At 40.6% G+C, this 11,960-nt stretch carries 11 protein-coding genes; 10 read left to right on the top strand and 1 reads right to left on the bottom strand.

The genetic code is table 11. The features are described 5' to 3' along the window. The first annotated feature begins 117 nt into the window (after window positions 1–117). The 6 genes from tkt (at window position 118) to gap (ending at window position 7,676) form a co-directional block, all read left to right on the top strand. On the top strand, window positions 118–2,094 hold the full coding sequence (tkt, locus tag F9B91_RS10375; RefSeq protein ID WP_150923244.1) for a transketolase: 1,977 nt from the start codon (window positions 118–120) through the stop codon (window positions 2,092–2,094). A 115-nt stretch (window positions 2,095–2,209) separates the two neighbouring features. Next, window positions 2,210–2,509, top strand: a complete 300-nt coding sequence (gene yajC, locus F9B91_RS10370) for a preprotein translocase subunit YajC (protein ID WP_001069289.1) — start codon at window positions 2,210–2,212, stop codon at window positions 2,507–2,509. Window positions 2,510–2,555: 46 nt separating this feature from the next. Continuing rightward, window positions 2,556–2,999: a low molecular weight protein-tyrosine-phosphatase gene (locus tag F9B91_RS10365; protein ID WP_020903613.1), complete on the top strand. Its 444-nt coding sequence runs from the start codon at window positions 2,556–2,558 to the stop codon at window positions 2,997–2,999. After that, window positions 2,986–3,396 (top strand): MORN repeat-containing protein, encoded by a 411-nt coding sequence (locus F9B91_RS10360; RefSeq protein ID WP_020902388.1) that lies wholly within the window; start codon window positions 2,986–2,988, stop codon window positions 3,394–3,396. The genes F9B91_RS10365 and F9B91_RS10360 overlap by 14 nt, the downstream gene beginning before the upstream one ends. 299 nt (window positions 3,397–3,695) lie before the next feature. Beyond that, the gene (gene adhE, locus F9B91_RS10355; protein WP_150923243.1) at window positions 3,696–6,347 is read left to right on the top strand and encodes a bifunctional acetaldehyde-CoA/alcohol dehydrogenase; all 2,652 of its coding nucleotides are present in this window, start codon (window positions 3,696–3,698) and stop codon (window positions 6,345–6,347) included. Window positions 6,348–6,665: 318 nt separating this feature from the next. Further along, window positions 6,666–7,676, top strand: coding sequence for a type I glyceraldehyde-3-phosphate dehydrogenase (gene gap / locus F9B91_RS10350; RefSeq protein ID WP_049492462.1), 1,011 nt, complete (start codon window positions 6,666–6,668; stop codon window positions 7,674–7,676). Between the two features lie 68 nt (window positions 7,677–7,744). Here gap and F9B91_RS10345 read toward each other — a convergent pair whose 3' ends face one another. Then, entirely contained in the window at window positions 7,745–8,620 is an 876-nt protein-coding gene (locus tag F9B91_RS10345; RefSeq protein WP_084886523.1) for an RluA family pseudouridine synthase, read from the bottom strand. Between the two features lie 86 nt (window positions 8,621–8,706). On the opposite strand from F9B91_RS10345, the gene pbp2a reads away from it, so the two are divergent. Genes pbp2a through nusG form a run of 4 tightly spaced genes read left to right on the top strand, consistent with a single transcriptional unit; the run spans window position 8,707 to window position 11,883 of the window. Then, entirely contained in the window at window positions 8,707–10,902 is a 2,196-nt protein-coding gene (pbp2a, locus tag F9B91_RS10340; RefSeq protein WP_150923242.1) for a penicillin-binding protein PBP2A, read from the top strand. Between the two features lie 52 nt (window positions 10,903–10,954). Continuing rightward, window positions 10,955–11,107, top strand: coding sequence for a 50S ribosomal protein L33 (rpmG, locus tag F9B91_RS10335; protein ID WP_001809375.1), 153 nt, complete (start codon window positions 10,955–10,957; stop codon window positions 11,105–11,107). Between the two features lie 9 nt (window positions 11,108–11,116). After that, complete coding sequence (gene secE / locus F9B91_RS10330; RefSeq protein ID WP_001210991.1) at window positions 11,117–11,293, top strand: preprotein translocase subunit SecE; 177 nt, start codon at window positions 11,117–11,119, stop codon at window positions 11,291–11,293. A 53-nt stretch (window positions 11,294–11,346) separates the two neighbouring features. Continuing rightward, window positions 11,347–11,883 carry a transcription termination/antitermination protein NusG gene (gene nusG / locus F9B91_RS10325; protein ID WP_049499248.1) on the top strand — a complete coding sequence of 179 codons (537 nt, stop codon included), beginning with the start codon at window positions 11,347–11,349 and terminating at the stop codon, window positions 11,881–11,883. The last annotated feature ends 77 nt before the right edge of the window (window positions 11,884–11,960 follow it).

Below are 11,960 nucleotides of genomic sequence, written 5' to 3'. Positions count from 1 at the left end.
AAAACACGTAAATAAGATTATCCGTATGTTGCTATATGCGGATAATTTTCATATAATAGAAATAGATAGAAAATGCGCGAGGTACTTGCCTTGTTGTCAAATATGAAAGGAAACTCTATGTCAAATTTATCTGTTAATGCAATTCGTTTCTTAGGTATTGACGCCATCAATAAAGCCAACTCAGGTCACCCAGGTGTGGTTATGGGAGCGGCTCCGATGGCTTATAGCCTCTTTACAAAACAACTTCGTATCAATCCAGCTCAGCCAAACTGGATCAACCGTGATCGCTTTATTCTTTCAGCAGGACATGGTTCAATGCTACTTTATGCCCTTCTTCACCTTTCTGGTTTTGAAGATGTCAGCATGGATGAAATTAAGAGCTTCCGTCAATGGGGTTCAAAAACACCAGGTCACCCAGAATTTGGTCATACAGCAGGGATTGATGCTACAACAGGCCCTCTAGGTCAAGGGATTTCAACTGCTACTGGTTTTGCCCAGGCAGAACGTTTCTTGGCAGCCAAATATAACCGCGAAGGCTATAATATCTTTGACCACTATACTTATGTTATCTGTGGAGACGGAGACTTGATGGAAGGTGTCTCAAGCGAGGCGGCTTCATACGCAGGGTTGCAAAAACTAGACAAGTTGGTTGTTCTTTATGATTCAAATGACATCAACTTGGATGGTGAGACAAAGGATTCCTTTACAGAAAGTGTTCGTGATCGTTACAATGCTTACGGTTGGCATACAGCCTTGGTTGAAGATGGAACAGACTTGGAAGCTATCCATGCTGCTATCGAAGCAGCTAAAGCTTCAGGTAAACCATCTTTGATTGAAGTGAAGACTGTCATTGGATATGGTTCTCCAAACAAACAAGGAACTAATGCTGTACACGGTGCCCCTCTTGGAGCAGATGAGACTGCAGCAACTCGTCAAGCTCTTGGTTGGGACTACGAACCATTTGAAATTCCAGAACAAGTTTATGCTGATTTCAAAGAACATGTTGCAGACCGTGGTGCATCAGCTTATCAAGCTTGGACAAAACTAGTTGCTGATTATAAAGAAGCTCACCCAGAACTGGCTGCAGAAGTAGAAGCTATTATCGATGGACGTGATCCAGTTGAAGTGACTCCAGCAGACTTCCCAGCTTTAGAAAATGGCTTCTCACAAGCAACTCGTAACTCAAGTCAGGATGCCTTGAACGTTGTAGCGGCTAAGTTGCCGACCTTCTTAGGTGGATCAGCTGACCTTGCTCACTCAAACATGACTTATATCAAGACTGATGGACTTCAAGACGATGCCAATCGCTTGAACCGTAACATTCAGTTTGGTGTTCGTGAATTTGCCATGGGAACGATCTTGAACGGGATGGCCCTTCACGGTGGACTTCGTGTATACGGTGGAACTTTCTTCGTCTTCTCTGACTATGTGAAGGCAGCTGTCCGCTTGTCAGCTTTGCAAGGACTTCCTGTGACTTATGTCTTTACCCACGATTCAATCGCAGTTGGGGAAGACGGTCCAACTCATGAACCAGTTGAGCATTTAGCAGGTCTTCGTGCCATGCCAAATCTGAATGTTTTCCGTCCAGCAGATGCGCGTGAAACGCAAGCAGCTTGGTACCTTGCAGTGACAAGCGAAAAAACACCAACTGCCCTTGTCTTGACACGTCAAAACTTGACTGTTGAAGAAGGAACAGACTTCGACAAGGTTGCTAAAGGTGCTTATGTTGTCTATGAAAATGCAGCAGACTTTGATACCATCTTGATTGCGACAGGTTCAGAGGTTAATCTTGCTGTCTCAGCTGCCAAAGAATTGGCTAGTCAAGGCGCAAAAGTTCGTGTAGTCAGCATGCCATCTACAGATGTCTTTGATAAACAAGATGCAGCTTACAAGGAAGAAATTCTTCCAAATGCAGTTCGCCGTCGTGTTGCAGTCGAAATGGGTGCAAGTCAAAACTGGTACAAATATGTTGGACTAGATGGTGCTGTTCTCGGTATTGATACCTTTGGAGCCTCTGCCCCAGCACCAAAAGTATTGGCAGAATATGGCTTTACAGTTGAAAATCTTGTAAAAGTCGTTCAAAACTTGAAATAATCCTAAAAATCAGGGCGCAAGCTCTGGTTTTCTTATTAGAAAAGCAAGGTACAATCTTGTAAAAGTAGCTGAAATTTGATATAGTAGTCCTATGTAAAAGACAAAGGAGAAGAAAATGAATCCAAATTATACATTTTTAATTATGCTTGTAGCGATGTTGGGCTTGATGTTCTTTATGCAACGCTCTCAAAAGAAACAAGCACAAAAACGTATGGAAAGCTTAAATAAACTGCAAAAAGGCTATGAAGTGATTACAATCGGTGGACTTTACGGAACAGTCGATGAAGTAGATACTGAGAAGAGAACGATTGTTCTTGATGTAGATGGAGTTTACTTGACTTTTGAACTAGCTGCTATCAAGACCGTATTACCGCTGAAAGAAACAGCTTCACTAGAAGGCGCAATTGAAAAATAAGACGGGATTACTAACTCCCGTTTTTCTATAAAAGAAAGGAAATGGGATGAAAAAACTAGTCTTTGTCTGTCTGGGGAATATTTGCCGTAGTCCTATGGCTGAGTTTGTTATGAAATCAATGACAGATAATTATGAAATCCAAAGTCGAGCGACTTCTTCTTGGGAACATGGCAATCCGATTCATAAGGGAACTCAAGGGATTTTTCAACAGTATGAGATTCCTTATGATAAAGGCAAGACATCGCTTCAGATTAGTAAGGAAGATTTTGAAGCCTTTGATTATATTATCGGAATGGACGCTTCAAATGTTTCTGACCTACGTCAGATGTGTCCAGTAGACTGTCAAGATAAGATTTACTCATTTGCATCTGAAAGTGTTCCAGATCCTTGGTATACAGGAGATTTTGAGGAAACCTATCAGCGTGTTCAAGAGGGGTGTCAAGCATGGTTAGAACGTTTAGAGAAGGAGAGTGAAGATGGAAAATCTTAAGAATTTTTACGAAAAGTATCGTGTCTATCTGACTCGTCCACGTTTAGAGCTTTTGGCAGTAGTTACCATTGTTTTTTGTGCCGTACTCGTCTTTTTTCTAAATATTCCCGGAAAAGGCGTTCTAAAGCTTGATAATGGAACCATTGTTTACGACGGCAGTCTTGTACGTGGTAAAATGAATGGCCAAGGAACCATTACCTTCCAAAATGGGGACCAATATACAGGTGGTTTCAACAATGGAGCCTTCAACGGAAAAGGTACCTTTCAATCTAAAGAAGGCTGGACCTACGAAGGCGATTTTGTAAATGGTCAGGCTGAAGGAAAAGGAAAACTAACAACAGAACAAGAAGTTGTTTATGAAGGGACTTTTAAACAAGGCGTTTTTCAACAAAAATAAAGCCTCCTTATCAAAGGAGGTATTGTTAGAATCTCGAAGTAAGCGCTTACCTGTAAATTCCTTTCTTTCCAAGCCCCCCTTCCAAGTAAGTTTGTGAAATAAAAAAATATTTGAAATAAATTTCACAAACTTTAAAGAAAAACTTGATAAGTAAAGAAAATGAGAAAAAATTCACAAACAATAAAAAAATCTTTGTGAAATGTTTATGAAACTGTTTACAAAGTTAAAATAATGCGTTATAATAAACTTGTGAAAAAATTAACAAAGGATATCAATCCTTGAAAGCTATGGAGGAAAATATGGCTGATAAAAAAACTGTGACACCAGAGGAAAAGAAACTCGCTGCTGAAAAGCATGTCGATGGCTTGGTGCAAAAAGCTTTAGTTGCTCTTGAAGAAATGCGTAAACTCGACCAAGATCAGGTCGACTACATCGTAGCTAAAGCGTCAGTGGCAGCTTTGGATGCCCACGGAGAATTGGCTTTACATGCCTTTGAAGAAACAGGACGTGGTGTATTTGAAGATAAAGCAACTAAGAACTTGTTTGCTTGTGAACACGTAGTAAACAATATGCGCCACACTAAAACAGTTGGCGTTATCGAAGAAGACGATGTGACAGGATTGACCCTCATCGCTGAACCGGTCGGTGTTGTCTGTGGTATCACCCCTACAACAAACCCGACATCAACAGCAATCTTTAAGGCATTGATTTCATTGAAGACACGTAATCCAATCGTCTTTGCCTTCCACCCATCAGCTCAAGAATCATCAGCTCACGCAGCTCAAATCGTTCGTGATGCTGCGATTAAAGCAGGTGCTCCTGAAAACTGTGTACAGTGGATTACTGAACCATCTATGGAAGCAACTAGTGCGCTTATGAACCACGAAGGTATTGCAACAATCCTTGCAACAGGTGGTAATGCCATGGTTAAAGCGGCTTACTCATGTGGTAAACCAGCTCTTGGGGTAGGTGCCGGAAACGTTCCAGCTTATGTTGAAAAATCAGCTAACATCCGCCAGGCTGCACACGATATCGTCATGTCTAAATCATTTGACAACGGTATGGTCTGTGCATCTGAACAAGCGGTTATCATTGATAAAGAAATTTACGATGAATTTGTAGCAGAGTTCAAATCTTACCACACTTACTTTGTAAACAAGAAAGAAAAAGCTCTTCTTGAAGAGTTCTGCTTTGGCGTGAAAGCAAACAGCAAAAACTGTGCTGGTGCGAAATTGAACGCTGACATCGTTGGTAAGCCAGCAACTTGGATTGCTGAACAAGCTGGATTTACAGTTCCAGAAGGAACAAACATTCTTGCTGCAGAATGTAAAGAAGTTGGTGAAAATGAGCCATTGACTCGTGAAAAATTGTCACCAGTTATCGCAGTTTTGAAATCTGAAAGCCGTGAAGATGGTATTGCCAAAGCTCGTCAAATGGTTGAATTTAACGGTCTTGGGCACTCAGCAGCCATCCACACAGCTGATGAAGAATTGACTAAAGAATTTGGTAAAGCTGTTAAAGCTATTCGTGTTATCTGTAACTCACCTTCTACTTTCGGTGGTATCGGGGACGTTTACAATGCCTTCTTGCCATCATTGACACTCGGATGTGGTTCTTACGGACGTAACTCAGTTGGGGATAACGTTAGTGCCATTAACCTCTTGAATATCAAAAAAGTCGGAAGACGGAGAAATAACATGCAATGGATGAAACTTCCTTCAAAAACATACTTTGAACGTGATTCAATTCAATACCTTCAAAAATGTCGTGACGTTGAACGTGTCATGATCGTTACTGACCATGCCATGGTAGAGCTTGGTTTCCTTGATCGTATCATCGAACAACTTGACCTTCGTCGCAATAAGGTTGTTTACCAAATCTTTGCTGATGTAGAACCAGATCCAGATATCACTACAGTTGAACGTGGTACTGAAATCATGCGTGCCTTCAAACCAGATACAATCATCGCTCTCGGTGGTGGTTCACCAATGGATGCTGCTAAAGTAATGTGGCTCTTCTATGAACAACCAGAAGTGGACTTCCGTGACCTTGTTCAAAAATTCATGGATATCCGTAAACGTGCCTTCAAATTCCCATTGCTTGGTAAGAAGACTAAATTCATCGCGATCCCAACTACATCTGGTACAGGATCTGAAGTAACGCCATTTGCCGTTATCTCTGATAAAGCAAACAACCGTAAATACCCAATCGCTGACTACTCATTGACACCAACTGTGGCAATCGTAGACCCTGCCTTAGTATTGACAGTTCCTGGATTTGTAGCTGCTGATACTGGTATGGACGTATTGACTCACGCAACTGAAGCTTACGTATCACAAATGGCTAGCGACTACACTGACGGTCTTGCGCTTCAAGCTATCAAACTTGTATTCGAAAACCTTGAAAGCTCAGTTAAGAATGCAGATTTCCATTCACGTGAGAAAATGCATAACGCTTCAACAATCGCTGGTATGGCCTTTGCCAATGCCTTCTTAGGTATTTCTCACTCAATGGCCCATAAGATTGGTGCGCAATTCCACACAATCCACGGTCGTACAAATGCAATCTTGCTCCCATACGTTATCCGCTACAACGGTACACGTCCAGCTAAGACAGCAACATGGCCTAAGTACAACTACTACCGTGCAGATGAGAAGTACCAAGACATCGCTCGTATGCTTGGACTTCCAGCTTCTACTCCAGAAGAAGGTGTGGAATCTTACGCAAAAGCTGTCTACGAACTTGGTGAGCGCGTAGGTATCCAGATGAACTTCAAAGCACAAGGTATCGACGAAAAAGAATGGAAAGAACATTCACGTGAATTGGCCTTCCTTGCTTACGAAGACCAATGTTCACCTGCTAACCCACGCCTTCCAATGGTTGACCATATGCAAGAAATCATCGAAGATTCTTACTATGGCTACAAAGAAAGACCAGGACGCCGTAAATAATTGTTATCAGCCTAGAGGCAGGAATTTCCTGTCTCTTTTTTGTAAAATTGGAAGATTGAAAATAATTTTTAGCTTTTCTATTTTCACTTTTCATTTTAAAAGGAAACCGGTAAATGACTAGGTAGACAAAGAAAGACAGCAGTATAGGCTTTCAAAGGAGAAAGAAAAATAAGTGAGGTGTAGACAAAAAACAACGCCCGTACTTGCAATTCAACTCAAATAGTTATATAATAGGTTTGTTGAAAGGTGATTTGTAGTGATTCAAGTTACTCTTTTCACAATAAAAATTTCATGATTTTCATAAGGAGGAAATCACTAATGGTAGTTAAAGTTGGTATTAACGGTTTCGGACGTATCGGTCGTCTTGCTTTCCGCCGTATCCAAAACGTAGAAGGTGTTGAAGTTACTCGCATCAACGACCTTACAGATCCAGTTATGCTTGCACACTTGTTGAAATATGACACAACTCAAGGTCGTTTCGACGGAACTGTGGAAGTTAGAGAAGGTGGATTTGAAGTTAACGGTAAATTCATCCGTGTTTCTGCTGAACGTGATCCAGAACAAATCGACTGGGCTAACGACGGTGTAGAAATCGTTCTTGAAGCTACTGGTTTCTTTGCTAAGAAAGCAGCTGCTGAAAAACACTTGCACCCAGGTGGAGCTAAGAAAGTTGTTATTACTGCTCCTGGTGGAAACGACGTTAAAACAGTTGTATTCAACACTAACCACGATGTTCTTGACGGTACTGAAACAGTTATCTCAGGTGCTTCATGTACTACAAACTGCTTGGCTCCTATGGCTAAAGCTCTTCAAGACAACTTTGGTGTTGTTGAAGGATTGATGACTACTATCCACGCTTACACTGGTGACCAAATGATCCTTGACGGACCACACCGTGGTGGTGACCTTCGCCGTGCTCGCGCTGGTGCTGCAAACATCGTTCCTAACTCAACTGGTGCTGCAAAAGCTATCGGTCTTGTAATTCCAGAATTGAACGGTAAGCTTGACGGATCTGCACAACGCGTTCCAACTCCAACTGGATCAGTTACTGAATTGGTAGCTGTTCTTGAAAAGAACGTTACTGTTGATGAAGTGAACGCAGCTATGAAAGCAGCTTCAAACGAATCATACGGTTACACAGAAGATCCAATCGTATCTTCAGATATCGTAGGTATGTCTTACGGTTCATTGTTTGACGCAACTCAAACTAAAGTTCTTGACGTTGACGGTAAACAATTGGTTAAAGTTGTTTCATGGTACGACAACGAAATGTCATACACTGCACAACTTGTTCGTACTCTTGAATACTTCGCAAAAATCGCTAAATAATTCTTGAGTCGATAGAAAAGCAAGGCCTCTGGTCTTGCTTTTCTTATATGGAAAAATGGATGACACAATCATCCATTCTTTTTTAATTCTTTTTCAAAAGTATTTGAAAGGGTAGTGAAAGTTAGCTTCTCTAAAGTAAGTGGATGGGTAAAGGAAAGTCGAAAGGCGTGGAGCATAAGACGACTTGTCTTTGATTTACTATTATAGAGAGGATCACCCAGGATAGGAAGATCATGATGGGAAAGGTGGACACGAATCTGATGGGTTCGCCCTGTCTTTAGTTTGCAACGAACTAAGGAAGTTTTGTTTGGGAATTGCTTTAATCTGCTTACATGCGTTTCAGCATATTGCCCATTTTTTGTATCAACTATTCGTTTTCTGCGGTCATGGCGATCACGCCCAATTTTGTCCCTGAAAACAAGCTCTTTGCTGTTGATATTTCCATCAACTAGTGCCCAGTATTCCCTAGAAATCTCTTTTTTCTCCAGTAAGCGATTGAGAATAGGCAGGATAAAAGGATTTTTAGCAAAGAGAACCAAACCACTGGTTTCCATGTCCAGACGATGAACGACATAGCAGGTTTGGCCAACATAGGCACTGACATGGTTAAGAAGGGCGGTTTCGTTTGGCTGATTACCATGCGTTTTCATCCCCTCTGGTTTGTTGACAATAACTAAGTGTTGATCTTGATAAACTTCCTGAATGAGGTTTGGGTTGCCCCAAGGAATTTCTTTTTCGGGATAATCTTCCTCGTCAAAAGCCAATTGGCAAACATCTCCAGGATTTACCGTCTCGTTCCAATGAACTTCTCGCTGATTAATCAAAATGTGTTTCTTGATTCTCAAAAAATGACGGATTTTTCTAGGGATGAGGAGTTGTTCCTCAAGTAATTGCTTTACCGTCATTTGAGGTAGAGAGTCTGGTAATGTAAATGTGAATTTCATACAGATATTGTAACAAAAAAAGCCCTATTTGGATAGAAAATAGCTAAATTCTTGTCTTCCCATGATGAAGATGATAAAATAAACGCATGAAATTAGATAAATTATTTGAGAAATTTCTTTCTCTTTTTAAAAAAGAAACAAGTGAATCAGAGGATTCTGATTCTACTAGCTTACGTCGCTCTCGTAGTGATCGAAAAAAATTAGCCCAAGTAGGTCCGATTCGAAAATTCTGGCGTCGCTATCATCTAACAAAGATTGTCCTTATACTAGGTTTGAGTGCAGGTTTGCTAGTTGGAACCTATTTGTTTGCTGTAGCCAAGTCAACCAATGTCAATGATTTACAAAATGCCTTGAAAACTCGGACTATCATTTTTGACCGTGAAGAAAAAGAGGCCGGTGCCTTGTCTGGTCAAAAAGGAACTTATGTTGAATTGACTGATATCAGTAAAAATTTGCAGAATGCCGTTATTGCGACAGAAGACCGTTCTTTTTATAAAAATGACGGGATTAACTATGGTCGTTTCTTCTTGGCTATTGTAACTGCTGGTCGTTCAGGTGGTGGTTCTACTATTACCCAACAGCTGGCTAAAAACGCCTATCTGTCGCAGGATCAAACTGTTGAGAGAAAAGCGAAAGAATTTTTCCTTGCCTTAGAATTAACAAAAAAATATAGTAAGGATCAAATTCTAACCATGTACCTTAACAACGCTTATTTTGGAAATGGTGTGTGGGGTGTAGAAGATGCGAGTAAGAAATACTTTGGAGTTTCTGCGTCAGAAGTGAGTTTGGATCAAGCTGCGACTCTGGCGGGGATGCTCAAAGGACCGGAACTGTATAACCCCTTGAAATCTGTAGAAGATTCTACTAATCGTCGTGATACTGTCTTGCAAAATATGCTTGCAGCGGGTTACATTGATAAAAACCAAGAAACCGAAGCTGCAGAAGTTGATATGACTTCGCAATTGCACGATAAGTATGAAGGAAAAATTTCAGATTACCGCTATCCTTCTTATTTTGATGCGGTTGTTAATGAAGCTGTTTCCAAGTATAATCTAACAGAGGAAGAAATTGTCAATAATGGCTACCGCATTTACACAGAGCTGGACCAAAACTACCAAGCAAATATGCAGGTTGTTTATGAAAATACAGCTCTATTTCCTAGGGCAGAGGATGGAACATTTGCTCAATCAGGAAGTGTAGCTCTCGAACCGAAAACAGGGGGAGTTCGTGGAGTTGTTGGTCAGGTTGCTGGCAATGATAAAACTGGATTCCGGAATTTCAACTATGCAACTCAATCAAAACGTAGTCCTGGTTCTACAATTAAGCCTTTAGTTGTTTATACGCCAGCAGTTGAAGCAGGTTGGGCTTTGAATAAGCAATTGGATAACCATACCATGCAGTACGACAGCTATAAGGTTGATAACTATGCAGGGATCAAAACGAGTCGAGAAGTTCCTATGTATCAAGCCTTGGCAGAGTCGCTTAATCTACCTGCTGTTGCCACTGTTAATGATTTGGGCGTCGACAAGGCTTTTGAGGCAGGCGAAAAATTCGGACTCAACATGGAAAAGGTCGACCGTGTTCTTGGTGTCGCCTTGGGAAGTGGTGTCGAAACCAATCCTCTGCAAATGGCTCAAGCATATGCTGCCTTTGCAAATGAAGGTTTAATGCCTGAAGCTCATTTTATTAGTAGAATTGAAAATGCTAGTGGACAAGTTATAGCAAGCCATAAAAATTCACAAAAACGGGTGATTGATAAGTCTGTAGCTGATAAGATGACCAGTATGATGTTGGGGACATTCACCAACGGTACCGGTATTAGTTCATCGCCTGCAGATTATGTCATGGCAGGAAAAACTGGTACAACTGAAGCGGTTTTCAATCCAGAATATACAAGTGACCAGTGGGTAATTGGTTATACACCGGATGTAGTGATTAGTCACTGGCTTGGTTTCCCGACGACTGATGAAAATCACTATCTAGCAGGATCTACTTCAAACGGTGCAGCCCATGTCTTTAGAAACATTGCAAATACCATTTTACCTTATACGCCAGGAAGTACCTTTACAGTTGAAAATGCTTATAAGCAAAATGGAATTGCACCAGCCAATACAAGAAATCAAGTGCAGAGTAATGAAACGAATCAGACGGATGATACCCTTTCTGATATTAGAAGTCGTGCGCAAAATCTGGTAGATGAGGCCAGTCGTGCTATCTCGGATGCTAAAATTAAGGAAAAGGCTCAAACGATATGGGATTCGGTAGTCAATCTATTTCGTTAAGATGCTTGTCAAAGCCTAGCTTTCTTGTTATAATAGACAAGATGGAGGCGTTATGGCACTAAAAAAAGCAAGTCTAGCTTGTGCGGTTTGTGGTTCGAGAAACTATTCAATTAAGATCAGCGGAAACCCCAAGCCAACACGACTAGAAGTAAATAAATTTTGTAAACATTGTGGTAAGTACACTACACATAGAGAAACGAGATAGGAGAGAGCGATGCGTTTTATTGGAGATATTTTTAGACTTCTTAAAGACACAACATGGCCAACTCGCAAGGAAAGCTGGAGAGATTTTCGTTCTATCATGGAATACACAGCTTTCTTTGTAGTAATTATTTACATTTTTGACCAGTTGATTGTTTCAGGTTTGATTCGATTTATTAACATTTTTTAGAAGGCTAGTGGACTTATTTACACTAGAGATCTTCTATTATGAAAGGAAATATCATGGATAGTTTTGATAAAGGGTGGTTTGTTTTACAAACTTATTCTGGTTATGAAAATAAGGTAAAAGAAAATCTATTACAACGTGCACAAACCTACAACATGTTGGATAATATTCTACGCGTTGAAATTCCAACACAAACAGTGCAAGTTGAAAAGAATGGAAAGAGAAAAGAAGTGGAAGAAAATCGCTTTCCAGGTTATGTTCTTGTAGAAATGGTGATGACAGATGAAGCTTGGTTTGTTGTTCGAAACACACCAAACGTTACAGGATTCGTTGGATCTCACGGGAATAGATCTAAACCAACTCCATTATTGGAACAAGAAATTCGTGATATCTTGATTTCTATGGGGCAAACCGTACAGGAGTTTGATATCGATGTTGAAGTTGGTCAAACTGTACGTATTATTGATGGCGCTTTTGCAGACTATACTGGTAAGATTACAGAGATTGATAACAATAAAGTGAAGATGATTATCTCTATGTTTGGTAATGACACAGTTGCAGAAGTAAACCTAAATCAAATTGCAGAATTATAACCCTGAGAGAGGCTTGTCCTCTCTTTTTTGTGCAGTTGAGGAGCTAAAGGGTGCAGAATGGATGAAATGTGCCAAAA

Origin of the sequence: Streptococcus mitis, from assembly GCF_008763935.1 — a bacterium.
GTDB lineage: Bacteria > Bacillota > Bacilli > Lactobacillales > Streptococcaceae > Streptococcus > Streptococcus mitis_DB.
Note: the sequence above shows the minus strand (reverse complement) of the source record. Positions and strands in the feature narration are given on the sequence as shown.